Source organism: Bradyrhizobium sp. 132, from assembly GCF_023074185.1.
Taxonomy (GTDB): domain Bacteria; phylum Pseudomonadota; class Alphaproteobacteria; order Rhizobiales; family Xanthobacteraceae; genus Bradyrhizobium.
Genome location: NZ_JADPKY010000106.1, coordinates 22669 through 45909 on the forward strand (window position 1 = coordinate 22669; position 23241 = coordinate 45909).

Annotated in this window: 22 protein-coding genes; 16 read left to right on the forward strand and 6 right to left on the reverse strand. The window is 59.8% G+C overall.

Translation table 11 applies throughout. From position 1 onward, the window contains the following. Positions 1-86: 86 nt before the first annotated feature. On the reverse strand, positions 87-518 hold the full coding sequence (locus IVA74_RS21685; protein WP_247341799.1) for a helix-turn-helix domain-containing protein: 432 nt from the start codon (positions 516-518) through the stop codon (positions 87-89). 269 nt (positions 519-787) lie between these two features. Here IVA74_RS21685 and IVA74_RS21690 point away from each other — a divergent pair, with 269 nt between their 5' ends. The 8 genes from IVA74_RS21690 (at position 788) to IVA74_RS21725 (ending at position 9637) form a co-directional block, all read left to right on the forward strand. Next, positions 788-1651 (forward strand): alpha/beta hydrolase, encoded by an 864-nt coding sequence (locus tag IVA74_RS21690; protein ID WP_247347913.1) that lies wholly within the window; start codon positions 788-790, stop codon positions 1649-1651. A 35-nt stretch (positions 1652-1686) separates the two neighbouring features. Continuing rightward, positions 1687-2691 (forward strand): NADP-dependent oxidoreductase, encoded by a 1005-nt coding sequence (locus tag IVA74_RS21695; RefSeq protein WP_247341806.1) that lies wholly within the window; start codon positions 1687-1689, stop codon positions 2689-2691. A gap of 68 nt (positions 2692-2759) precedes the next feature. Beyond that, positions 2760-3539 carry an SDR family oxidoreductase gene (locus IVA74_RS21700; protein WP_247347914.1) on the forward strand — a complete coding sequence of 260 codons (780 nt, stop codon included), beginning with the start codon at positions 2760-2762 and terminating at the stop codon, positions 3537-3539. A gap of 231 nt (positions 3540-3770) precedes the next feature. Continuing rightward, on the forward strand, positions 3771-5366 hold the full coding sequence (locus IVA74_RS21705) for an AMP-binding protein (RefSeq protein WP_247347915.1): 1596 nt from the start codon (positions 3771-3773) through the stop codon (positions 5364-5366). A gap of 83 nt (positions 5367-5449) precedes the next feature. Beyond that, complete coding sequence (locus tag IVA74_RS21710; protein ID WP_247347916.1) at positions 5450-6643, forward strand: ABC transporter substrate-binding protein; 1194 nt, start codon at positions 5450-5452, stop codon at positions 6641-6643. Between the two features lie 67 nt (positions 6644-6710). Continuing rightward, positions 6711-7811, forward strand: a complete 1101-nt coding sequence (locus tag IVA74_RS21715) for an NADH:flavin oxidoreductase (RefSeq protein WP_247347917.1) — start codon at positions 6711-6713, stop codon at positions 7809-7811. Positions 7812-8002: 191 nt separating this feature from the next. Continuing rightward, the gene (locus IVA74_RS21720; RefSeq protein WP_247341820.1) at positions 8003-8794 is read left to right on the forward strand and encodes a crotonase/enoyl-CoA hydratase family protein; all 792 of its coding nucleotides are present in this window, start codon (positions 8003-8005) and stop codon (positions 8792-8794) included. Between the two features lie 51 nt (positions 8795-8845). Beyond that, on the forward strand, positions 8846-9637 hold the full coding sequence (locus IVA74_RS21725; RefSeq protein WP_247341823.1) for an SDR family oxidoreductase: 792 nt from the start codon (positions 8846-8848) through the stop codon (positions 9635-9637). A gap of 57 nt (positions 9638-9694) precedes the next feature. Here the strand turns inward: IVA74_RS21725 and IVA74_RS21730 are convergent, their stop codons facing one another. After that, the gene (locus IVA74_RS21730; RefSeq protein ID WP_247347918.1) at positions 9695-10153 is read right to left on the reverse strand and encodes a MaoC family dehydratase; all 459 of its coding nucleotides are present in this window, start codon (positions 10151-10153) and stop codon (positions 9695-9697) included. A gap of 197 nt (positions 10154-10350) precedes the next feature. On the opposite strand from IVA74_RS21730, the gene IVA74_RS21735 reads away from it, so the two are divergent. Together IVA74_RS21735 and IVA74_RS21740 are read left to right on the forward strand one after the other, a co-directional pair. Continuing rightward, positions 10351-11298 (forward strand): LysR family transcriptional regulator, encoded by a 948-nt coding sequence (locus tag IVA74_RS21735; RefSeq protein ID WP_247341829.1) that lies wholly within the window; start codon positions 10351-10353, stop codon positions 11296-11298. Positions 11299-11461: 163 nt separating this feature from the next. Continuing rightward, positions 11462-13024, forward strand: a complete 1563-nt coding sequence (locus tag IVA74_RS21740) for a fatty acid--CoA ligase (RefSeq protein WP_247347920.1) — start codon at positions 11462-11464, stop codon at positions 13022-13024. Between the two features lie 45 nt (positions 13025-13069). Here IVA74_RS21740 and IVA74_RS21745 read toward each other — a convergent pair whose 3' ends face one another. Further along, a complete protein-coding gene (locus IVA74_RS21745; protein ID WP_247341835.1) occupies positions 13070-13741 on the reverse strand; it encodes a GntR family transcriptional regulator in 672 nt (223 codons plus the stop codon). A gap of 138 nt (positions 13742-13879) precedes the next feature. On the opposite strand from IVA74_RS21745, the gene IVA74_RS21750 reads away from it, so the two are divergent. The 5 genes from IVA74_RS21750 (at position 13880) to IVA74_RS41005 (ending at position 19598) form a co-directional block, all read left to right on the forward strand. After that, positions 13880-14656 carry an enoyl-CoA hydratase/isomerase family protein gene (locus IVA74_RS21750; RefSeq protein WP_247341838.1) on the forward strand — a complete coding sequence of 259 codons (777 nt, stop codon included), beginning with the start codon at positions 13880-13882 and terminating at the stop codon, positions 14654-14656. A gap of 11 nt (positions 14657-14667) precedes the next feature. After that, entirely contained in the window at positions 14668-15960 is a 1293-nt protein-coding gene (locus IVA74_RS21755) for a CaiB/BaiF CoA-transferase family protein (protein ID WP_247341842.1), read from the forward strand. A gap of 356 nt (positions 15961-16316) precedes the next feature. Then, complete coding sequence (gene actP / locus IVA74_RS21760) at positions 16317-18008, forward strand: cation/acetate symporter ActP (protein WP_346348225.1); 1692 nt, start codon at positions 16317-16319, stop codon at positions 18006-18008. Next, a complete protein-coding gene (gene fahA, locus IVA74_RS21765; protein ID WP_247341851.1) occupies positions 18005-19354 on the forward strand; it encodes a fumarylacetoacetase in 1350 nt (449 codons plus the stop codon). Before actP ends, fahA begins: the two co-directional genes overlap by 4 nt. Before the next feature lie 115 nt (positions 19355-19469). Further along, on the forward strand, positions 19470-19598 hold the full coding sequence (locus IVA74_RS41005; protein WP_256467653.1) for a hypothetical protein: 129 nt from the start codon (positions 19470-19472) through the stop codon (positions 19596-19598). 868 nt (positions 19599-20466) lie between these two features. On the opposite strand, the gene IVA74_RS21770 is transcribed toward IVA74_RS41005, so the two are convergent. Further along, the gene (locus tag IVA74_RS21770; RefSeq protein WP_247347933.1) at positions 20467-20865 is read right to left on the reverse strand and encodes a hypothetical protein; all 399 of its coding nucleotides are present in this window, start codon (positions 20863-20865) and stop codon (positions 20467-20469) included. Positions 20866-21120: 255 nt separating this feature from the next. Between IVA74_RS21770 and IVA74_RS21775 the strand changes: the two genes are divergently transcribed. After that, complete coding sequence (locus tag IVA74_RS21775) at positions 21121-21861, forward strand: tripartite tricarboxylate transporter substrate-binding protein (RefSeq protein ID WP_247347935.1); 741 nt, start codon at positions 21121-21123, stop codon at positions 21859-21861. 21 nt (positions 21862-21882) lie between these two features. Here IVA74_RS21775 and IVA74_RS21780 read toward each other — a convergent pair whose 3' ends face one another. Further along, complete coding sequence (locus tag IVA74_RS21780) at positions 21883-22209, reverse strand: hypothetical protein (RefSeq protein WP_247347937.1); 327 nt, start codon at positions 22207-22209, stop codon at positions 21883-21885. A gap of 221 nt (positions 22210-22430) precedes the next feature. Continuing rightward, on the reverse strand, positions 22431-22655 hold the full coding sequence (locus IVA74_RS21785) for a hypothetical protein (protein ID WP_247347940.1): 225 nt from the start codon (positions 22653-22655) through the stop codon (positions 22431-22433). Positions 22656-23241: the final 586 nt, after the last annotated feature.

Here is a 23241-nt window from a genome sequence, read left to right on the forward strand (position 1 = left end):
TCCAATCCAGTCAGCATCTTGAATCACAAACCGCCAGAAACCGGAATCCCCTCCGATTCAATTAAGCAATGAAACGCTCTAATTGCTCATTCGACTGCGGCGATACGAATGGGACGCGTTCCGATCGGAGCGCCGGTCGCGCGGTCGATGGTGAGGGGATCGATCTCCGTTCCGTTTTCGGCATCAAAGAACCGGGTCACCTTGCCTCCGCTGCGATGCTTGCGTCCCCACGCACCAATCGCGAATAGGACCGGCAAGAAGTCGCGCCCGGCTTCCGTCAGCACATATTCGTCCCGTGGCGGACGGTCTGAATAACGGCGCTTCTCCAGCACTCCCTCGTCAACCAGCGCCGAAAGGCGCCCCGTCAGCATCGTCGGCGCGATACCGAGACTCCTGCGAAAATCGTCGAAGCGGGTCAGTCCCGCATGGGCGTCGCGCATGATCAGCATGCTCCATGCGTCTCCGACCAGCGCCAGGCTTCGGGCGATCAGGCAAGGCTGGGCCGAAGGTTTTTTCATGTAAGTCTCATTTTAGTAGTGACTTGATACTAAATTGATAGTAACAGATCATTCGTCGGTGTTCCACACCAAATTGGGAAGACCGGAGCCGAGGACGCGGAATTGCGCTGATGCCGGGTGCTTCCGCCAGCATTGGGCTGGCGTCGGGCCAAGGCCAACATAGCGGCCTATCAACACGTGCACCTCTTCGTGCGCACAGGAAGAACCGCGTCATCCGATATCCCTCTGATCTCAGGGATTCCGGTGTCAGCCGAACTATGGAGTAAGTGATGTCAACTTATGTCAGCCACCCAGGATCGGTCGTGCGCTATGTCGATGCGCCGAATCTTTCGATCAGTGCTGCAGGAACAACTTTTGCCTATCGCGATATCGGTCCACGCACTGGCGTGCCATTGATCCTTCTCAACCATTGGGGCGCGGTTCTCGACAATTTCGATCCACCGATCGTCGACGGGCTCGCCACCAGGCATCGCGTGATCGCGATCGACTTCCGCGGCATCGGCGCTTCAGGCGGGAAAGCGCCTGTTAGCGTTGGCGAAATGGCAGAAGATACGATTGCTCTGATCGCCGCGCTGGGTTTTGAAAAAGTCGATCTGCTCGGCTTTTCCCTCGGCGGCTTCGTAGCCCAGGATATCGCACTGAAGGCCCCTGGTCTCGTGCGAAAGCTGATTCTGACCGGCACGGGCCCGGCAGGCGGCAAAGGTATCGAGAAGGTCGGGCCGGTGTCCTGGCCGCTGATGATCAAGGGCTTGCTGACTTTGCGAGACCCGAAATTCTATCTGTTCTTCACCTCCACAGCCAATGGCCGCCGGGCCGCAAAGGCCTTTCTGGAAAGGCTGAAGGAGCGTAAGTCAAATCGGGACAAAGGAGCCACGCCAGTGGCCTTGTTGCGGCAGCTCAAGGCGATCAAGAGCTGGGGCCAGCAGGCGCCTCAGGATCTCGGCAGCCTCCGCATCCCGGTCCTGATCGCGAATGGCGATAACGACATCATGGTGCCGACCGCAAACAGCACCGACATGGCACGGCGTGTTCCGGGCGCCCAACTGGTCATCTACGAAGATGCCGGGCACGGCGGGATTTTCCAGTACCACGCCGATTTCGTGCCGAAGGCGCTGTCGTTCCTCGACGCCTGACGCCGCGACCATATTTTCAAATTGGAGATGACATCATGAAGGCATTCGTCGTCGACAAATATAAGAAGAAAGGGGCTCTGCGCTCGGCAACCATGCCAGAACCGGAGTTGCGGGACGATGATGTCCTGGTTCGGGTTCGCGCAACTGCTGTGAACGTCCTGGACTCCAAGCTCAGGAATGGAGAATTCAAGCTCATCCTGCCGTATCGTCCGCCCTTCATTCTGGGCCACGATGTTGCCGGGACGGTCGTCAGGGTTGGCCGCAATGTCAGGCGATTCAAGGCAGGCGACGAGGTCTATGCGCGGCCGCGCGATCATCGGATCGGAACATTCGCCGAATTCATTGCCATGAACGAAGCCGACGTGGCGCCGAAGCCCTCGAACATCAGCATGGAAGAGGCCGCTTCCATCCCGCTGGTGGGGCTGACCGCCTGGCAGGCGCTAGTCGAGGTGGGCCAGCTGAGGCCCGGCCAGAAGGTCTTCATCCAGGCGGGCTCCGGCGGGGTGGGGAGTTTCGCGATCCAACTCGCCAAGCATCTCGGTGCGGTCGTCGCGACGACGACGAGCGCGAAGAATGTCGAGCTGGTCAAGAGCCTCGGCGCGGACTTGGTCATCGACTACAAGACCCAGGATTTCGAGAAAGTCTTGTCGGGCTACGATCTGGTCCTGCACAGCCAGGACGCCAAGACGCTTGAAAAATCTCTGCGCGTGCTCAAGCCGGGCGGCCTGCTCATCTCAATCTCCGGGCCGCCCGACCCCGAATTCGCGAGGGAGCAGGGGATGAACATCTTCCTGAAACTGGTGCTGCGTTTGCTGAGCCATGGTGTGCGGAAGAAAGCCAGAAAACTTGGTGTGCGCTTCTCATTCCTGTTCATGCGAGCGCAGGGACAGCAGCTACGCGAAATCACGTCCCTGATCGAATCCGGCGTGATCCGTCCGGTCGTGGACAAGGTTTTCCCGTTCGAAAAAACCGGCGACGCGCTCGCCTATGTCGAGACCGGGCGCGCAAAGGGCAAGGTCGTGATCGCGGTGAAACAATAGTTCCGTAACGGTGCCGCCTGCGTTGCGACGCCATACGCCGGCCGGCACCAAGTGCATGAGGAAACGACATGACTGAATCCAACCGCGATACACAGCCTTTCCAGCAGGACGTCGCACTTATTGTCGGCGGTGGCCCGGGCATCAGTTCGAGTTGCGCCAGGCTGTTCGCGGAAAACGGAATGCGTGTCGCCGTCGCAGCCAGGAATCCGGAAAAAGCCGTCCTTGAGACTCTCGAAAAGGTGCACGGCGTACGTCGCTACGCCTGCGATGCAAGCGAACCGGAGGCCGTGGCACAGCTGTTCGCGAATGTCGCTCGAGAGATCGGAGCGCCGAGGCTTGTCGTGCATAACATCGATGGCCGCGTTCCCGGCATTTTCCGCAAGGACATTCTCGAAGCCGACCCGATAATGGCGCTCGAAACATTCCGAAACTCGGCATTCAGCGCGTTTCTGGTAGGTCAACAGGCAGCTCGGCTCATGCTCGGAAACGAACCCGACGTCAATGGTACGAGAGGAACGTTAATCTTTACGAACGCCAGCGCGGCGCTCAAGGGTTTTCCATCGAGTGGTGCATTTGCGATGGCGTGCCATGCCAAATCCGGACTCGCGCAAAGCATGGCGAGAGAATTGATGCCGCAGGGAATCCATGTGGCGAATGTGCCGATCGATGCCGCGATCGGTTGGACTCAGGAAGACGGGACCCGCGCGCACCGTCTGGCGGGGACGACCGTGGAAGACAACATGGCCGACCCTGTCCATATTGCGGAAACCTATCTGCAGCTGCACCGCCAGCATCGGTCGACCTGGGCTTTTGAAGTCGTGCTGCGGCCGTGGGTCGAGAAATGGTAATTACGCTCAGCTGATCCCTCCGAACAAGTGCGCGGAGATCGCCAATTCTAAATTGGAATTCGATTTCTGCACCAAGAATTCCGCCATTCTCTGGCACATTGACGTCTGCTCGTCTTGACAGTTCTATTTTAGAACGGTTTACTCCGCGGGCCGATATGAATGAAGGGTGCGGACCTCCCGGTTGAAGGAGGCCGCGCACGCTGCCGAAAACAAGGCGCGAGGGAGGATGGCATGAGGAGCGTGGACGAGCTTACCGCAGCCGAACTGCTGGACGGCCTGCCGTCCAGAGTGCACGAGGTTTACGCGCCGTTCGTGCGGGATATTCCGGATCATCCGGCCTTCGTGGAAGGCGGGCGTTCCTGGAGCTACCGGCAGTTCTCGGATGCTGTCGACGCTGCTGCAAAGAATCTCGCCGGGTTGGGCATCAGGCCCGGTGATCGCGTGATGATTGCCAGTGAGAACAGCGTGGCCCTCGGCGTGATGCTCTTCGCAGCGAGCAAGCTCGATGCCTGGGGTATTCCGGTCAATCCCCGCCTTTCGCCCCGAGAGATCGACCTGATTGGGACGCACAGCGGCGCCAGACGCGTTCTGTTCAACTCGGCTCTGTCGAAGGAAGCGGCCGATCATGCCACTCGCGTCGGAGCGAAAATCGGCGCCGTCGGACCATTTGGTGGAATCGGTGTCGGTCCTCTCAATGCGGATGCGAAAGCAGAGCCCGTCGAGAAGGATGGCGCCCGCCAGGTCGCAGGCCTTTTATACACCTCGGGCACGACCGGTGCGCCGAAGGGCGTCATGCTGAGCCACCGCAATCTGCTCTTCACCGCAAGGACGTCGGGAATCCTTCGACGAAGCAGTCCAGGCGACCGCATTTACGGCGTGCTGCCGATGTCGCACATCGTCGGGTATGCGATCCTACTGATTTCGACGCTGATGCACGGCGGCACGTTGCACGTCGTGGCCAAGGCCGATCCCGCTGCGCTGGCTCATGCCATCGCCGAGCAAGGGATTACGAGCCTATTCGGCGTGCCTGCCACATATCAGCGGCTGCTTGAGCACAAGGCGGTCAAGGGCATCCAACGGCTCGAGCGGGGCAGCCTGCGGATCATGGCGGTGGCTGGCGCTCCGCTAGACCTCGATCTCAAGAAGCGGATCGAGGACGAGTTTGGAATCCCGCTGTTGAACAACTACGGCATAACCGAATGTTCGCCCGGCCTGTCGGGTGTCCGTTCGGAACAGCCTGCCTCGGACGAGTCGGTCGGCCCTTTTCTTCCCGGCGTCGAGCACCGGATCGTGGACGGACAAGGAAAAAAGGTGGCGACCGGTGAGGTGGGCGAATTGCACGTACGAGGTCCGAACATCATGCTCGGCTACTATCGTGCGCCCGACCTGACAGCGGCGGCGATCGATGAGCAGGGATGGTTCAACACGGGAGATCTCGCGCGGGTGAACGGCAAGGGGCATCTCTACATTGCCGGCCGCACCAAGGAGCTCATCATCCGCTCCGGCTTCAACGTTTATCCCGCCGAGGTGGAAGCGGTCCTGAACGCGCACGACCAGGTCGTTCAGTCGGCCGTCGTCGGACGAAAGGTCGAGGGCAACGAGGAGGTCGTCGCGTTCGTTCAGCTTCTCCCCGGTGCGAGCATCAGCGCGGAAGACCTAAAGGCGTATACGGCCCAATTGCTCACGTCCTACAAGCGTCCAACCGAATTGATCGTGCTCGACGCTCTGCCCTCGGCCTCCACCGGCAAGATACTGAAACACAAGCTGCGAGAGATGGCGAACGAACAGGCCGCCCCGAAGGCGTCGCGTGCGGCCGCCGCTGGCTGACGGGCGTCAGGATGATTTGAACGGCAATATGCCGGTTTAAGAAAGAACGTGAGCGACGGACTTGTCGCCGAAGGGAGATGACAATGTTGAGAAGCGTCATGATTGTAGCCGCGCTCGCGGCATCCATAGCCGGGGCGCATGCGCAGACGCCGGGCGTCACTGAATCCGAGATAAAGATAGGAGCGACGTTCCCTTTCAGCGGCCCCGCTTCGCCGCTCAGCAATACCGGAAAGGGCATGATCGCCTACGTCAATTCGATCAACGAGCGCGGCGGCATCAACGGGCGGAAGATAAACCTCGTCACCTACGACGATGCCTACAGTCCCCCCAAGACGGTGGAGCAGACCAGGAAACTCGTGGAAAGTGACGAGGTGGCGTTCCTGTTCGGCCCGCTGGGGACGCCCGGCATCAGCGCTACTATCAAGTACGTCAACGCGAAGAAAGTCCCGCATCTGTTTGTTGTGAGCGGAGTCACAAAATTCACGAACTTCGCTGAATTCCCCATGACCACGACGGGATTGCCGAGCTACGACACCGAGGGACGAATCTACGCGAAATACATCACCCAGACCCGGCCGGACGCGAAGATTGCCATCCTGTATCAGAACGACGATCTGGGTAAGGACTTCGTCAATGCATTCAAGGGCTATTTGAAGGACGATTTCGACAAGAAAGTCGTCGCGTCGTCCTACGAAGTGACGGAGCCGACCATTGATTCCCATGTCGTTTCGCTGAAATCGTCTGGCGCATCGGCGTTTTTGGTGGCCGGCACGCCAAAATTCGCAGCGCAGGCCATCAAGAAGGCCGATGAGATAGCTTGGAAGCCGCTGTTCCTGATCAACTTTGTTTCGAGCTCGGTGTCTTCGACCATCGTCCCCGCAGGACCGGAAAAGGCCGTAGGCATAGTCGCCGCGACAATCACGAAGGATCCGAATGATAAGAAGTGGGCCGACGATCCCGGCATCAAATGGTACCGCGAGTTCTTTGCCAAATACCTGCCGGGCGCAGATATCGGAGACAACAATTATCTGTTCGGGACCCAGCAGGGACAGATCCTGGAGCAGGTACTCAAGCAATGTGGCAACGATCTCTCGCGGGAGAATATCGTCAGGCAATCGCGCAGCATCCGCGGGTTGTCGCTTCCCACTGTTATACCAGGTGTCATCATCAACACGGGCCCCGAAAGCAGTATGGCGTATACGCAGCTGCAGCTGCAGCGCTGGAATGGGACCACGTGGGAGCAATTTGGTAGTGTACTCAGCGCCGACGGGAAATGAATTGTATCGTCTGAACACGCTGCGCAGGTGATTTGAGCCACGCGATCAACTGAATCATGGAGCACGGATGTCCAGCGACGTTCTTTTCCGGCCTTTCAAGCTGAAAGGGCTGACCTTGCCGAACCGGGTCGTGATGGCGCCGATGACGCGCTCATTCTCTCCGGGCGGAATCCCGACCGGCGACGTCGCGCAGTATTACCGTCGGCGTGCCGAAGGAGCGGTCGGCCTCATTATCTCGGAGGGCACGGGCGTGGATCGTCCGGCATCCCTGAACGATCCGAATGTTCCCCGTTTTCACGGTGAGAAGGAGTTGGCGGGGTGGCGGCGTGTGGTCGACGAGGTGCATGCCGCCGGTGGCCTGATGGCACCGCAGCTATGGCACGTCGGAGCCGTTCGCACCCGCGCCCAGGATTGGTCTCCTCCGGGTGCTTACGACAGTCCGTCCGGTCTGTCGCGACCGGAGAAGAAATTTGGCGAGCCGATGAGCGAAGCGGACATCGCCGACGCCATTCGCGCCTTCGCCGATGCAGCGCTTGCGGCGAAGCGCCTGGGATTCGACGCCGTCGAATTGCATGGCGCGCACGGCTATCTGATCGATCAATTCTTCTGGGCGGGCACCAATCGCCGCGAGGATGCTTATGGTGGCAAGGACCTGCCGGGTCGGGCGCGGTTTGCCGCTAATATCATCCACGCGGTTCGCAGATCGGTCGGACCGGACTTTCCGATACTGCTCCGCATCAGCCAGTGGAAGCAGCAGGACTATGAAGTGAAGCTGGCCGAGACGCCTCGCGCGTTGGAAGCCTGGCTCAAACCTCTGGTCGACGCCGGAGTAGATGTTCTGCATTGCTCGCAACGGCGCTTCTGGGAGCCGGAGTTCGATGGTTCCGACTTGAACTTCGCCGGATGGGCGAAGAAGGTCACGGGTGTACCGACGATTTCGGTCGGGTCAGTCGGTCTGACCGGCGAATTCATCGCTGCATACAGCGGAGAAAGCTCGCGTCCGGCGTCCCTCGACGAGTTAATCCGCCGCCTCGATCGCGAGGAGTTCGATCTTGTCGCGGTGGGTCGGGCGCTGCTTCAGGATCCGCAGTGGCTACTGAAGATACGCGACGGCCGGACAGAGGAATTGATGGCTTTCGAACGAACTGCATTCGCAGCGCTGAGCTAATCCGAGCGATGAAGGGTGTCGGGGCAGGGTTCGTCGCTAATGAATAACGGCTATCGAAAATGTTGGGTAGCCGGTGCTGCGGCGATCGGTCCAAGCTGGCTGGCAACGAATGATCGGCTGCGCGGCAGTCGACGACGGGAGGAGCCTGCGTGTCCTTGCGCAGTCGCCTGGAAGCAATTCGGAGACTGGCAATGAACGACACGAAAACCCAGGTCGGCCAAATCCGCACCGAGGTGCACGGGCATGTGTTCAAGATCATCATCGACAACGTTGCGAAGAAGAATTCGTTCAGTCCGCAGATGATGGCGCAGATGTCGGATGCGATGACGCTTCTCGACCGCACCGACGACTACTGGGTCGGGGTACTTTGCGCCGAGGGCCCGGATTTCACGGCCGGGCTGGATATGCCGAAATTCTTCGGACCCAAGGCCGAGAATACCGAGATCAAGCCCGACAACATCGATGCGTTCGCGTTGAAGAGCCGGTGTCGCAAGCCGATCGTGACGGCAGTGCAGGGGATCTGCTTCACGATTGGCATCGAAATGATGCTCGCTGGCGACATCGTCGTGGCGGCCGACGACGCACGGTTCTGTCAGATGGAATCCAAGCGCGGGATCGCGCCTCTTGGTGGTGCCCATTTCCGATATCTGACACGGGCGGGCTGGGGAGACGCGATGTATCACCTGTTCCTATGCGACGAGTTCGATGCCGCGCGGGCTTACAAGATCGGGTTTGTTCAGGAAGTCGTCGCTCCCGGCCAGCAGATTGCGCGCGCGATGGAGATTGCGAATCTGATCGCCAAGAACGCGCCGATCGGCATTCAGGTGACGAAGGAGGCCGCGTTGAAATACATCGAGGCCGGCGAGAGAGCCGCGATCGATTACATTCCCAAGATCAAGGATCGCGTCTTCAGCAGCGAAGACATGAAAGAAGGCATCCAGTCATTCGTGGAGCGCCGCTCGGCAGTATTCCGCGGGAAATAGAGATCCCACGACCGCTTGGTAGAACTTCGCTCCGGACCAGAGGATTTGACCATGGGAAGCATCAAGAAGGCATTCGATCTCACCGGCAGGAATGCTCTTGTTACGGGAGGCTCCCGTGGCCTTGGGTTGCAGATCGCCGAGGCGCTGGGTGAGCAAGGAGCACGGATCGTGATCTCCTCTCGCAAGGCGCCAGACCTGGAAAAGGCCCAGGCGCACCTTGCCGGGCTCGGCATCAAGGCGGAATGGATCGCAGCGGATAATTCCAGGGACGAAGACGTCAAGCGCCTCGCCGACGAAACGATCAAGAAGCTCGGACGGGTGGACATTCTGGTGAACAACGCGGGCGCCACCTGGGGCGCGCCGACGGAAGATCACCCGATCGAAGCCTGGGACAAGGTGATGAACTTGAACATCCGCTCGCTGTTCCTGCTCAGCCAACAGATCGCCAAGGGTTCGATGATACCGAACAAATATGGCCGCATCGTCAACCTTGCTTCGATCGCGGGCCTGTTCGGAAGTTCCGGGGATATGCAGACGGTCGCCTACAACACAAGCAAAGGCGCTGTCGTCAACTTCACGCGGGCGTTGGCGGGGAGCTGGGGGCGTTACGGAATTACGGCCAATGCTCTGGCGCCTGGCTTTTTCCCATCGAAGATGACAAAGGGAACGATCGAAGCGGTCGGGGTCGAAAAGCTCGCCGCTGGCGCGCCGCTGCGCCGCATCGGTGATGAGGACGATCTGAAAGGTGCCGCGGTTCTGTTCGCCAGCGACGCCGGCAAGCACATTACCGGACAGATCCTTGCCGTCGATGGTGGTCTGACTTCGGTGCTATCGTCTTCCTGAACGTCTTGGTCTGGCGGCCTGCGGTTTTGTAGTGACACCGTTCGCGGCGGTGGAGGGCTAAGGGACCACCAGCGTCAGCGTCTCGGCGACCAGAGCCGGCGTTTGACTATTATCGATCTCAAGTACCGCGTTGCCCTTGATCAGCATACGCCCGTTGTCCTTCGGTTCGACACTTGTCATGGAAAGCTGAAGGCGAACGCGGTTACCCGATCTTACGGGTGTCAGGAACCTGACTTTGTCCAGACCATAGTTGAAGACGGCAGATGCGTCGACCGGAGCGAGCCCCAGGTCCATGCCAAGTGGCGCAATCAATGACAGGCTCAGGAAGCCGTGGGCAATGGTGCCGCCTACAGGACTTTCCTTGCTCGCGCGGTCCGCATCCACGTGGATCCACTGCCTGTCCCCAGTACAGGCCGCGAACTGGTCGATCATGGGCTGGTCGATGGTGACCCAGTCGGATGTTCCGAGATTCTGGCCCACGAAATCCCTGATCGCCTCGAGCTTAATCTGTGCCATCGCTGTGTCCGTTGTTTCGACCGTTTGGCATATTTCCCCAAACTGCGAGGAAGGCCATGTCGAGTTTGTTGAACGGGGAACGCAATATTGAATAGCGGCCAGGCTTTGATGGCTTTTTCGCTTGTGTTTCCGGGTCCTGCGACGTCGTTCGCACTCGGCGATCAGGAACCAAAAGCGCTTGCGCAAAGGACGAGAGCATGACCGAGGCAAGCTGGGATTTGTTTCGCTTGTTTTCCGTGGTGGCGAGAACTGGAAGCGTCAACCGTGCCGCACACGAACTGGGAATGAGCCAACCGACATTGAGCAGGCGTCTGAAGGAGCTGGAGCGCTACGTGGCCGCTCCCCTGTTCTTTCGCGCCTCGTCCGGGGTGAAGCTGACGCGGGAAGGCGAGGACCTGCAACGCTCGGCCGGCGATATGATGCTCGCATTCGAGTCGTTTCATCGCGATCTGCGTTCGCGCGTCGGGCAACGATCGTCAGTGGTCAGGATATCGGCGACCGAAGGCATGACCAAGCACTGGCTTCTCCCGCGGGTTGCGGAGCTGCGACGGCGCGATAGTCGAATCTACCTGGAAATCATCTCCACGGTGAACCAGCAGAGCTTGGCAACGAGCGATCTGGACTACGTCATCAGGATGGGAGATCCCGGCGAGAACGATCTCATTGGAAAGCGGGTCGCGGACGTGCCGATGGGGATTTTTGCCTCCGAGCGGTACCTTGCCGGACGCCCCGCGCCTCGGTCATTGTCAGAGCTGAGGGATCACGACATCATCGGCCATACTGCCGATTTTGTCTCCTTCCGCAACGTTCGGCCCAATCAGAGGGATTTGTTGGAGTATTTCTCGGAAGCGGCGGGCATCCGCAGCGTTGTTCGGGTCAACCCAATTGCCAACCATTTCGCCGCCGCCGGTTGCGGTCTCGGGCTTGCGCTTCTTGCTGTACCATTCGCGCAAGCCGAGGGACTGGTTCAGGTCTTGCCGCAAGAGACAGTTACGATGAACGTATGGCTGCTGCGCCGGCGCGAGAGCGACCTGAGAAAATTGACTCGTGAAGTCAGGCGATTCCTGGAAGCAGAATTCACCGCTTCCAGGGAATGGCTCGCGGGCAACCCTCGAAATGCGAGAGTGACCAAGCGCAAGGCCTGAGGCCGTCTCACATGCTGCCTTCGCCGCATCTGGAAATATCGCGGTAAGACACGCGAAGAGGCCGTGGTCATTCTGCGCTGAATAGCGGTAGTTCAGAATTTAGATACTTGCCGGGCGCCGGGCCGGTCATCCTCCATCTCAAAAATCATAACGGGAGGGATGGATGTCCAAATCGGAAGGGGCCTTGCTGTCAACGCCGATCCAGACGATCGCGGAAATTCCGCGACGTTACGCGGCCATCACGCCCGACGCCGTCGCCGTGAGCTTCGAGGGGCGCGAGACAAGCTATCGGGTTTTGGAGGAATTATCCAATCAAGTCGCCAATGGCCTCATGGCTGGGGGTGTGCGACCGGGCAGCCGAATTGCGATACTCGACAAGAATTCGGATATCTTTTTTCAAGTGCTTCTCGGGGCAGCCAAGGCCCGCGCCGTCCTGGTTCCCATCAATGCAAGGCTGGCACCTCCCGAGATCGTTTTCGCGGTCAACGATGCCAAAACCGAGATTCTCTTCGTCGGGGAATCGTTCGAGAAACTTACCACTGAAATCCAGGATCAGCTGGAAACTGTTTACCAAATCATTGTGTTGGACTCTCGTTACCTCAAGTGGCGCGATGCCCACCCGACGACCGAGGCGAGCCTGCCAGTCAGCCCCAATGACGTTTGCTTGCAGCTCTACACCAGCGGCACGACCGGCTATCCGAAGGGCGTGCAGCTTTCTCACGCCAATTTTCCACTACACGCGCTTGACGACTGGAAGGCGTGGTCGTCCGACGATGTCATGCTGCTCGCAATGCCGTTGTTCCACATCGCAGGGGTCGGTACCGGCGTATTCGGTCTGGTCGCCGGCCTCAAGACGATCGTGCTTCGCGAGTTCGTTCCATCGGTGGCGCTTGAAACGATACAGCGCGAACGAGCTACGGTCACGTTCCTCGTTCCGGCAATGCTATTGGCGATGCTGGCCGAACGTAACGTTGAAAAAATCGATCTCTCCTCACTGAGACAGATTCTTTACGGAGCCTCCCCGATACCGCTCGAGCTTCTCAGGAAGTCGCTCCGGGTGTTCAGGCATACGGGGTTCTTCCAGGTCTACGGCCTGACCGAAACGACCGGCGTCATCACGGTTCTGGATGCTGCAGACCATTCCTCGAACAATAGGGATATCCTGAGGTCATGCGGCCGTCCGGTCGAAGGCATTGAACTGATGGTCATCGACGCGTCGGGCAAACCGCTACCAGCCCGAGAGGTGGGTGAAGTCGTGTGCCGCTCATCGCAAAATATGAAGGGATACTGGAATCGGGCAGAGGACACCGCGAGGACTCTCAGGAACGGATGGCTGCATACCGGCGATGCCGGATTCCTCGATGAAAACGGCTATTTGTACATTCATGATCGTTTGAAAGACATGATCGTTTCCGGCGGAGAGAACGTCTACCCCGCCGAGATCGAAAGTGCCTTGTATGGACACGCGGATATCGCCGACGTCGCCGTCATCGGCGTGCCTGACGACCGGTGGGGTGAAGCGGTCAAGGCCCTCGTCGTGTTGAAACCGGATCGTACGGCGGACCCGGCGGGCATACTGCATTTCGCGCGAGGAAGGCTGGCGGGGTTCAAGATCCCGAAGTCGATCGAATTCGTGCACGAACTTCCCCGCAATCCGTCCGGGAAAATCCTCAAGCGGCTGCTGCGAGAGCGCTATTGGGAAGGATACGAGCGGATGGTCAATTGAGCGTGGTTGGCCGAATTGAACGTATCGGGCCGGGAGACGCTTTTGCTAGGCGACCGCTGCGTCCTGCGACTTGAGCGACTGAAGCGTCAGCACCTCGGTCAAGCGCAGATGTTCCGTCATCAAATCGGTGGCGAGTTTCACATGCCGGCCAAGAATGGCTTGGGCCAGTGCCGAATGTTCGGCGCGCAGATCACGATCGGCGCGCGACATTCGCACATTGATGCGGCGATAGCGTTCGCCCTGGACGAAGAGTTGTTCGCGGATTCGCAGCAGCCAGGGACTATCGCAGGCCGCCACCAGGGTGGCATGGAATTTCGCGTGCGCGATCATCCAGTCGTCGCCCAGGTCGTGAATGTCGTGGGGCGTATGCGAGAGTTCATGATCGGCTGCGACAATAGCAGCCTCCCATTTGAGGCCGCCGAGTTTCATCGCGCGGTGCATGCATTTCAGTTCGATGTCGATTCTGACGGCCGTCAGATCCGAAACATCGGCGGCATTGATGGGCGCCACCCGGAAACCTCGCTGGGGCTCCGCAATGACCAGCGCCTCGGCAGAGAGACGCGACAGGGCCTCCCGTACAACGCTCGGGCTGACCCCAAGATATTGAGCCAGATCTTGAATTTTCAGCTTTCCGTCGGCCGGCAAGCGGCCGGCCAAGATGTCCGAGCGAAGTCGAGCATAGGCTGAAACGGTAAGGCTGGTCGCGTCCTGAGGCATCCCTGGCATTTTCACAAGGATTCGGAGGAATACAAGATGAATCCAATAATATCTTTTTTATGTTGACCGTATGAGTTTTTCAGATACCGTTCCATTATCGAACCGAACGACTGACTCAAAAAAATCCGGAGGAATTCAATGACCACACCAAACGAGTTGGTTACCGTCAGTCGGGAGGGCGATCTCGTTACCCTGACGATGACTTTCGCTCCCTACAATCTCGTGGCCAAGCCGCTGCTGACCGCGCTGCTGGATGCAGTCGAACAGGCTCATAAGGGAGGCGCGCGTGCCATCATCCTGCGGAGCGGATTGCGACACTTCTCCGCCGGTGCTGAAATAGAACTATTCGACAATCGCGGCGAACGGATGCCCGAAATCGATGTGTGCGCCTGCCTGGATGCGCTCGAACAGGTTCCTGTGCCGATCATCGCGAGCATGCACGGATTGGCCCTCGGTGGCGGATTCGAGCTGGCGCTGGCCTGCGACATCATCGTTGCCGCGGACTCCGCGAAGGCCGGCATGGTCGAGGTGACGCTGGGCCTGCATCCGCTGATGGGCGCCATACAACGTGTGGCATCGCGCGCCGGCGTGGCGCGCGCCAAGGAGATGGCTCTGTTCGGACGTCGCTATGATGCGGCGACGCTGGAGCGCTGGAATATCGTCAATCGCGTCGTGCCCGAAGCCCAGCTTGAAGAAACGACGCGGATCCTCGCGCTCGAGCTTGCGGTGGGCCCGACAGTGGCGCATGGCGCCACCAAACGACTGGTCCGGGAATATATGGAAGACAGCGTCGTGAAAGCCGACCGCGCAATGTCTGACGCGCAGCGTCCGATCTTCCAGAGCAACGATCTCGTCGTCGGCCTGAAGGCCTTCCGCGAGTCCGGGCCTGGTCACGCCATTTTCTCGGGCCGCTGAGGGACGTTGTCATGACAAATCGTACACCCCTTGCCGGAATCAAGGTCGTCGACTTCTCGCGCGTCCTTGCTGGTCCCCACTGCACCAGGGCCCTGTCGGACCTCGGCGCCGACGTGATCAAGATCGAGCCGCCGCGCGGAGACATCTCACGGTACGCCCTGCCTGGCGACGAAACCGCGAGCATGTCCTACTACTATATCCAACAGAACGTCGGGAAACGGAACATCAGCATCGACCTGAACTTCCCCGAAGGAAGAGAAGTCGTGCGCAAGATGTGCGATAGCGCCGACATTATCGTCGAGAATTTTCGCGCCGGCACATTGAAATTCTTCGGCCTCGATTATGAATCCGTCGCCGCGCGCAACCCGAAAGTAATCTACGCCTCAATCAGCGGCTACGGCCAGGGCAGCGCGCTGTCACACCGCAGCGCCTACGCGCCGACCGTCCATGCCGAATCCGGCTTTGTCGGCGGGATGATCGACCATCTCGGCGAGGATCTCACGGTCAAGAGGCATGATGCCTACTCGCATGCCGACATTTATACGGGCCTCGAAGCGATCATCGGCATTCTGGCAGCACTGCATCACCGCGACCAGACAGGCGAGGGCCAATATGTCGATATTGCGATGGCCGCCACCATGCTTGCCGTCAATGAACGGGTGCATGCCGATCTCTCCGGCGTGGATCTCGGCGCCGAACCGGCGGCGCTCGGACCTGCTGACTCGCCGTTCTTCAAGACAAGCTACGGTGACGTCATCACAATCGCGACCAGTGTCGTCAGCAGCCTGACGTTTCCGAACTACATCGCGGCGATGCGTCGCCCCGATCTCGCTTCAGATCCCAGATTCGCCACGCCGGCGGCGCGCCGGAAGAATCTCAACGCCCTTTACCAGATCATCCAGCAGTGGATTCTTTCCTTTGCCACGGCCGGCGAACTCGATGCACAGCTCGACGAAGTGAAGCTGGCGTTCGGCGTGGTTCGCTCGGTCAAGGACTTCGCCGGTTCGGACTGGGTCAAATGGTGGGGCGCGATAGAAGAGGTTACCGACCGCCGCGGCAAGGCGGTCAGGATCCCCGGCAAGCCCTGGCACTTCTCGAAGACGCCGCTGGCCGCTGCGCGCGAAGCCGCCTTTCGCGGTGAACACAACGTCGAAGTGATGAAGGAATACGGCTACTCCGACCAGGAGATCGCAGCCCTTACCAATTCGGGCGTGCTGTTGACGAACATTCCGCCGCGACCCTCGCCGTCGATAGAAGCATCCGCGCCGCCCGATAGTGACGATGTCCTGAAGCAGGCGTCCTAGCTGCGTCGAAACCAACTGATCAAGAAATGGGGGAGGGAAATCATGTCGTTGTCGTCGGAACAAACGCGAAAAATCCTGTCTAATCCGTCTTTTCGGGAACTGACCGCCGCACGGGCAAGGTTGCGGTGGGGGCTCTCGATCGTCACGTTGTTGATGTTCTTCGGCTTCATCGGGCTGATTTCGGCGGCGTCGTCAGCGCTCGGGAAGAGCATGGCAGGCGGAGCCGTTCCGTTGGGCATGGTGATCGCGCTTGGCATGATCGCCCTGGTCGTTGCCCTGACCGGTTACTATGTACGCCGTTCCAACACCTACTTCGACGGCCTGACACAGCTCGTTCGCCGGGAGTGTGGCCGATGATCATGCGCATTCTGCTGGCCGCCATTGCGGCGACGGTGTCCTTTTCGGCCCATGCGCAGGCGACCGCTGTTGTAGCGGGCCGCGATCTGAACTGGGTTGCCATAGGCATGTTCCTGTTGATCGTCGCCGTCACGCTCCTCATCACCTATCGATCGGCTGGCAGAACCAAATCGAAGGCGGACTTCTATACCGCGGGACATGAGATCACGCCGCTCCAGAACGGCCTGGCGATTGCGGGGGATTTTCTTTCGGCCGCGGCTTTCCTCGGTATCTCGGCGCTGATCTATGCGACCGGCTTTGATGGCCTCGTCTATGCGTTGGGCTTCTTGACGGGTTGGCCGATCGTGCTGTTCATGATGTCGGAGCGCTTGCGCAACCTCGGCAGTTACACGTTCGCCGACGCAGCGTCGTTTCGCCTCGATCGGACCTCGGTCCGTCTGGTCGCCGCCACCGGCAGTCTCGTCGTCGTGCTGTTTTACCTGATCGCGCAGATGATCGGTGCCGGCAAGGTCATTCAGCTTCTGTTCGGGGTGAACTATCTGTTCGCAGTCGCCGGCGTCGGACTTCTGATGATCGTCTATGTGGCTGTCGGCGGCATGCAGGCAACCACCTGGGTTCAGATCACCAAAGCGCTGCTGCTGCTGATCGGCGGCACCTTGATGGCGCTGGTGGTGCTGTGGCGCTTCGATTTCAGTCTTGGACGCCTATTCGCCGAGGCGAGCCGGGTGCACCCCAAGGGGGCCTCAGTTCTCTCTCCAGGCGGGCTGTTCGCTGAGCCGGTTTCCGCGATCTCGCTTGGACTCGCGCTGGTGTTCGGTACCGCGGGATTGCCGCATATCCTGATGCGGTTCTTCACCGTCAGCGATTCCGCAGGCGCAAGGAAGTCGGTTTTCTATGCGACGACCTGTGTAGCTTACTTCTGCCTAGTCATCCCGCTGTTCGGCTTTGCTGCGGTGGTGGTCCTTATGCCGGATGCGAGTTTCTTCAACGTCGGCGCGGGCGGCCAGTTCAACAAGATTACCGATCTGATCGGCGGTCCCAATATGGCGGCGGTGCACCTGGCGGGCGCTCTCGGCGGACCAATCCTGCTTGGGTTTATCTCGGCCGTCGCGTTTGCCACCATTCTCGCCGTGGTCGCCGGATTGACACTCGCCGGCGCCTCGGCGGTGAGCCACGATATTTATGGGCAGGTGATTGCGAAGGGTAACGCGCCAGAGGCACGTGAGGTGATGGTTGCGAAGATTGCCGCGGTGGCGACCGGCATCGTCGCGGTGGGCCTTGCCATCACTTTCGAGAACCAGAATGTCGCGTTCATGGCGGGGTTAGCGCTTTCGGTCGCGGCAAGCTGCAATTTTCCAGTGCTGGCGATGGCGATCTTTTGGCGCGGTACCACCACGCGCGGCGCCGTTGCCGGTGGCCTGGTCGGCCTGTTCAGCTCTCTCCTTTTCGTCGTGCTGAGCAAGACAGTCTGGGTCGCGGTATTCCATTTCGCGGCGCCGTTATTTCCCTACGACAATCCGGCGCTCTTCTCGATGCCCCTGGCATTTCTGGTGATTTGGCTCGGTTCGCTGAGTGACCGAACGGCCCGCGCCGCGGCCGAGCGGCGGGCGTTTGATGCTCAGTTTGTGCAATCCGAGATCGGCATCGGACCCTCTGAGGGCAATAACGCGCTGGCGGGAGCTGCAGGATGAACGCCATGATCGACGAGACCCACGATCCGGCGCGCCGCAGTTTTGTGGCGGCCGCCAATGACCCCTCCGGCGACTTCCCCATCCAGAACCTGCCGCTCGGTGTCTTCAGCCGTGGCAAGGACGGAAAGCGATCCGCGGGGATTGGGATCGGCGACCAGATCCTCGATCTTCATGCGGCGCACAGCGCCGGTCTCCTGCCGGCAGAAATTCCCGAGTGGACCGTCGCCGACTCCTCGCTCAACTCGCTGTTTGCGTTGGGACCTCGCGCGTTGCACAACTTACGAAAGGCAGTCAGTGCCGCGCTTGACGCGGGTTCAAGCGGTGAGGCTGCGCGCCGCCGTGCGTCGGACCTGCTGGTCCCATTGAGCGCTTGCACGATGTATCGTCCGACTGCGGTGCCGAACTACACGGATTTTTATGCCGGCATACATCACGCGAAGGCGGCCGGCGCACTCCTCACGCCTGAAAATCCGCTGCCCGCCAACTACAAATGGGTGCCGATTGCCTATCACGGGCGGGCGTCTTCGGTGCAAATCGGGCAGGGAATTGTCCGCAGACCCATGGGACAGCGGACGCCGTCGGTTGACGGGGGCAGTCCTGGCTTCGGTCCGTGCGAACGACTCGATTTCGAACTGGAGATGGGGTTCTATCTCAGTGGCGGCAACGAGCTCGGAAGTCCGATCCCGGTTGCGCGCGCAAGCGAACAGATCGTCGGCTATTCACTTCTCAACGACTGGTCGGCGAGGGACGTCCAGCGCTGGGAGATGTATCCACTCGGACCATTCCTCAGCAAGAGTTTCGCAACGTCCGTCTCGCCGTGGGTTGTCACTACTGACGCGTTGGCTCCGTTCCGCATTCCGGCGATGGTTCGTCCTCACGGGGACCCCCAGCCGTTGAAATACCTGCTCGACGAGGACGATCAGAAAAGTGGCGGGCTGGACATAAGCCTGAAGGTTTTTCTCACGACCGAAAAGATGCGGGCCGCAAGGGACGTTCCTGTCGAAATTCTCAGCTCGAACGCCAAATATCTATATTGGACACCGGCGCAGATGGTTGCGCACCACACGATCAATGGATGCAACCTTCTACCGGGGGACCTGATCGGCACCGGCACGATCTCCGGACCTACCGACGCTGAATTGAGCAGCATGCTCGAATTCACTTCTGCCGGAACCCGCCCCATTACGCTTCCCAACGGAGAGCGTCGCGGCTTTCTACACGACGGTGACGAGATCCGATTTGAGGGGCGCTGCACTCGTGAGGGCTTTGCATCCATCGGCTTCGGAGTGTGCGTCGGAACGATTGCGGCATCTCATCAGACGGAGCTTGAAAGCAGGGCGGCCTGATCCGCGCGCGTTAAGCGAAGAGTCGCCCCTCGAGCGATCCGCGACGAACGGGTGGTACTGCCCGGAAGACGGCAGAACAATAGCTAGGGGAGGAACTACCATGGAGAATTGCCACATGATCGCATACGCCATGATCACGATGCCGGACATCGACATGGAAGAGGTCCAGTTTGGGCAACTTATCGTCCTTCTCGCAGCTTTGTCGGTCGCCGTGTTGGGCCGCCTTGTGGCGTTTATCTTTTGACCCTCTCACGACGCGGTTGATGTAGTCGTGGGGTCAAGCAAACTCGGCGATCGTGTGTGGGAGCCTGCGTGATGGAAGCTGCGGCGCTCCCTAAGATTGTGCGCGAACGTTGAATTTGCCAGCGCGACAGCGGGTCCCGATTTTGGTCTCTCGCCGCACTCGTTTAGGAGCTGTCAAGCCGCTGCTTCAACGGCGGCTTTTGACGAACTACCAAGGGTCTAGGTCGCGGGTTGGCTGCCCGGTTGTGATCCGCGCTGGCCGCTTTCCCATTTGGAAAAGCCTGCTAAGCAATTGATTCTCACTAGGGGCGAATTCGCACATTTTTCCAAATGCGGCTTGAAATCGTTGAACAATCAGACTGATTTTGATTCCGCCATTCTGACGTTGGTCCAAACCAAAGATTGCCAGTGAAATCTAAGATACTGCGCCCGGCTTCCGTTGTTCATTTGGAACGGGCATTTGGAAATGGCCCCGCCGTCGGCGACGAAGGATCTAACCAATCCCGCCGCGTATCCGATCCCAAGGTCCTCAGCAGCTCTCGTTCTCGTCTACGAAGGTCGCAACGAAATCGCAACGAATTGGGTGAAACGACCGTGAACAAAACGGGACGGAAATGTCTGCCATAGCTATAAAAATCAACAACTTAGAAATTGTTCACTGCGTTCGGGACGCAGGGGTCGCAGGTTCGAATCCTGCCACTCCGACCATTCTTCCAAAAGTTGACGTTTTCCTAGAGGCTTGTTCCTAAGGGCTTGGCGGACCGGCCGCCAGCGCCTCGGGAGCGCCTTTCTGCAACGATTTTCAGGGCGGGTCCACGGCCGATTTGGGTCGGCAGGGCCGTCTGTGTGCGTGGCATGGCTTGCCGGGTTCAGGACGAACCGGTCGGGTGGGGCCGGAACGAGACGACGATCCGCTTGGCCTTGATCCGGCCGTGCACGCCATAGCTGGACTCGAAGCTCAACGTCGTACCGTCGGGATCGATCTCGATGCTGAGCGCGAAGATGATACCGGCTTCTGTAAAATCGAACAGCTGGACCTCGATCAGCTCGAAAATGCTAAACGTGACGTCCACATGCTTCGTCAGCACGAAATAGCCGTGTGCATCGACCTCGGACGTCATCTGGAACGCGTGGGCGACCAGCCGGCTTGGCGCGCCCTGGCGAAGCTCCAGCTCCCGCAACGTCGCATCGTGGAATGAGGGGACACTCTCGAACCAGGCGCACAACGCTATGCCGCCTTCCAGATCGCCAATCGCTGCTTTCGCCATCAAGGATATCCCGTGCGCAAATTTGTTGCGCAAGCTACCGGGATTTCAATGACGGTGCACCTGACACGTCGAGCAGCATAGGTAGAGAAAGCGAAACCCATCAATGTCGCGCGTCCGCGCGGATCGCGGCGGCCCATCGATCCTTAACTGGAGAGAATCAGTTGCCAGCCGGTCACGCCGACGGCTAGATGAACCCACAGTCGATCGCGCGTTCGGCGGCGCGATCGGCCAATAACAAGAACAGGGCTGGAAATCATGTATAAAAAGATCGTCGCGCTCGTTGCCGCTTTCGGCTTCGCTGGCTGCGGGTCGGCATGGGCCGCGTGGCCGGACGACAAGCCAATCGAAGTCGTCGTTGGCTTTGCACCCGGAGGCGGTACCGATGTCATGGCTCGCAAACTTCTTCCCTTCGTGGAGCGTGCGCTGGGCGGTAAGGCGAAGTTTGTCGTCTTGAACAAGCCCGGCGCCGGCGGAGAGATCGCGTTTGCTTCGATCGCGCGCGCGAACGGTCATTTGGCCATTCGCATGCTCGCAGCGGCCGCGAAGGTGGAGCCCAACGAAATCTCCTACCGAGGAACGGCCGCACAGAGGACCGATCTGTTGGGCGGGCATCTGGAAGTGGGGATGGTCAGTCTCAGTGAAATTCCCGAATTGCATGGTACCAACAAGGGGCAACTACGCGTCATCGCGATGCTGTCGAAGAAGCGCTTTCCAACGCTGCCCGAAGTTCCGACGGCAGAGGAGGTGGGCTTTCCGGTCATGACGACGGCGGAACGCGGCTTCGCGGTCCCGAAGGGGGTTCCGGACGACATCGTCAAGAAGCTGGAAGCGGGGATTGCCGAAGGCCTGCGTAATCCTGAGTTCGTGACGAGCTCACCCGGCGACGAGCCGGTGATCGCCTTCATGCCTGGTGCCGAGTGGCAAAAACGCCTCGACACTATGTCCGACGCTTTGCGTCCTTATGCGGAGGACATGCGAGCGAACGAGCAGAAGTGATCTATCCTGCTGTAGCCAAGCCTACCGCCTCGCCACCAGCACACCGAGCATGAACGCTACCATCAGCGCCGGCAGCGGCGCATCGCGCACCATGCCGCGGACGATCTCCGGCCAGTGCTGATCCGGGGCGAGTCTCGGCGATCGCATATCACCGGTCGGCTCGATCCCCCAATTCGACGCGAGTTGGGCGATCTCGCTCGAGGCCAGTCGCACGCCGTCACGGACGCGGAAGATCGCGGCGTCCGCTCGCTCGCGCGGCGCAAGCAGCATCATCGTCGTGATGGCCGTGCGCAACGTCATCTCTCCGTAGCCTTGCAGCCTTACCGATTCTTCGGGATCGGACGTCATGCGAAAACCCTCACAGCGCCAAATTCCTCACATCGCGAAGTGGCGCGCGATGGTGAATGCCGCCGTCGCGCACAGGACCAGCGTGGATACCGCGCCGGCCACGCCGCGTGCGAGATGGGTTCGCGTCAGGTGCCTGGTCATGATCTTGCTCCATGCTCGGTATGGCAATGGCGGGGAGGCGGCGTTGGTTCCTTGCGCGACGGGCCAATCGCGAACTCCCGCTATTTCCGCAGCAGCTCGCTCAGCGCCGCGGTCGCCTCGGCGCAGCGGATGTCGTCGATCTCGCGCGACAGGCTGAGTGCGCTCGATTTCAGCTCTTCGACCTTCCAGCTATCCGGATGCTGGTTTTCGAGATGACCGAGACGCTTGTTGAGATCGTCCAGTCTCGATTGGAGCTGCCCGGCGCTGGCGGCCCCGTTCACTTTCCAAACGCGTTGTGCACGCATCGTAGTTCCCCTGCTAATCTCACGGCGTTGTGAGAGCGGTTCGTGGCCGGAATGGGAATTTGTCTGGGCCGGCTTTAGATCGCGGGGAACCGTTGCAGATTAGCCACGGAAGTTCCGGGATTTCAGCAGCGACGGCGCCTGTGTCGCTTCCTGTCAATCCGCCTGCGCGAAAATATTCCGCTTTACCGAAATTCGGTTTTGGCGTATGTGTCGCCCATCCCGGCTCGACCAAGAGGGGCGATCTTGTGTCGTCACGTTTCGCGAGCCGGGCTTGCGGTGGACGCGGCAGCGTCGGGCGCGAAAGTGCGGGCAGGGCGGATTGCTCTCCGTGAGCCCGAGGCTTCGTGCCGACGAGCGGCGCTGTCAGGTTCGTCTCGCCAGCATTCTTCCGGTAACGTCGACAACGCCGGGAGATAATGCGGCGAGCAGCGAACCGTGCGTACGGCAAAACCGTGTGGTCCTGGCCGTCGTTGCTACGGTCAAGCCTTGGCGGATGCGGCATTTGCGTCAACCGGCGCGGTGCCCGCGACTTTCGCTGGGGTGAGGGAGGCCAAAACGAACTCGGCTCCCGGGAGAGCACGGCATA

Excerpts from the sequence above, each read along its gene's own strand:
- fahA (WP_247341851.1), top strand. The coding sequence starts at position 18,005 with ATGAACGCCATGATCGACGAGACCCACGATCCGGCGCGCCGCAGTTTT.
- IVA74_RS21695 (WP_247341806.1), top strand. The coding sequence starts at position 1,687 with ATGAAGGCATTCGTCGTCGACAAATATAAGAAGAAAGGGGCTCTGCGC.
- IVA74_RS21700 (WP_247347914.1), top strand. The coding sequence starts at position 2,760 with ATGACTGAATCCAACCGCGATACACAGCCTTTCCAGCAGGACGTCGCA.
- IVA74_RS21780 (WP_247347937.1), bottom strand. The coding sequence starts at position 22,209 with ATGACGTCCGATCCCGAAGAATCGGTAAGGCTGCAAGGCTACGGAGAG.
- IVA74_RS21750 (WP_247341838.1), top strand. The coding sequence starts at position 13,880 with ATGACCACACCAAACGAGTTGGTTACCGTCAGTCGGGAGGGCGATCTC.
- IVA74_RS21785 (WP_247347940.1), bottom strand. The coding sequence starts at position 22,655 with ATGCGTGCACAACGCGTTTGGAAAGTGAACGGGGCCGCCAGCGCCGGG.
- IVA74_RS21735 (WP_247341829.1), top strand. The coding sequence starts at position 10,351 with ATGACCGAGGCAAGCTGGGATTTGTTTCGCTTGTTTTCCGTGGTGGCG.
- IVA74_RS21715 (WP_247347917.1), top strand. The coding sequence starts at position 6,711 with ATGTCCAGCGACGTTCTTTTCCGGCCTTTCAAGCTGAAAGGGCTGACC.
- IVA74_RS21690 (WP_247347913.1), top strand. The coding sequence starts at position 788 with ATGTCAACTTATGTCAGCCACCCAGGATCGGTCGTGCGCTATGTCGAT.
- IVA74_RS21755 (WP_247341842.1), top strand. The coding sequence starts at position 14,668 with ATGACAAATCGTACACCCCTTGCCGGAATCAAGGTCGTCGACTTCTCG.
- IVA74_RS21770 (WP_247347933.1), bottom strand. The coding sequence starts at position 20,865 with ATGGCGAAAGCAGCGATTGGCGATCTGGAAGGCGGCATAGCGTTGTGC.
- IVA74_RS21710 (WP_247347916.1), top strand. The coding sequence starts at position 5,450 with ATGTTGAGAAGCGTCATGATTGTAGCCGCGCTCGCGGCATCCATAGCC.
- IVA74_RS21775 (WP_247347935.1), top strand. The coding sequence starts at position 21,121 with ATGTATAAAAAGATCGTCGCGCTCGTTGCCGCTTTCGGCTTCGCTGGC.
- IVA74_RS21740 (WP_247347920.1), top strand. The coding sequence starts at position 11,462 with ATGTCCAAATCGGAAGGGGCCTTGCTGTCAACGCCGATCCAGACGATC.
- IVA74_RS21705 (WP_247347915.1), top strand. The coding sequence starts at position 3,771 with ATGAGGAGCGTGGACGAGCTTACCGCAGCCGAACTGCTGGACGGCCTG.
- IVA74_RS21730 (WP_247347918.1), bottom strand. The coding sequence starts at position 10,153 with ATGGCACAGATTAAGCTCGAGGCGATCAGGGATTTCGTGGGCCAGAAT.
- IVA74_RS21685 (WP_247341799.1), bottom strand. The coding sequence starts at position 518 with ATGAAAAAACCTTCGGCCCAGCCTTGCCTGATCGCCCGAAGCCTGGCG.
- IVA74_RS21725 (WP_247341823.1), top strand. The coding sequence starts at position 8,846 with ATGGGAAGCATCAAGAAGGCATTCGATCTCACCGGCAGGAATGCTCTT.
- IVA74_RS21720 (WP_247341820.1), top strand. The coding sequence starts at position 8,003 with ATGAACGACACGAAAACCCAGGTCGGCCAAATCCGCACCGAGGTGCAC.
- IVA74_RS21745 (WP_247341835.1), bottom strand. The coding sequence starts at position 13,741 with ATGCCTCAGGACGCGACCAGCCTTACCGTTTCAGCCTATGCTCGACTT.
- IVA74_RS41005 (WP_256467653.1), top strand. The coding sequence starts at position 19,470 with ATGATCGCATACGCCATGATCACGATGCCGGACATCGACATGGAAGAG.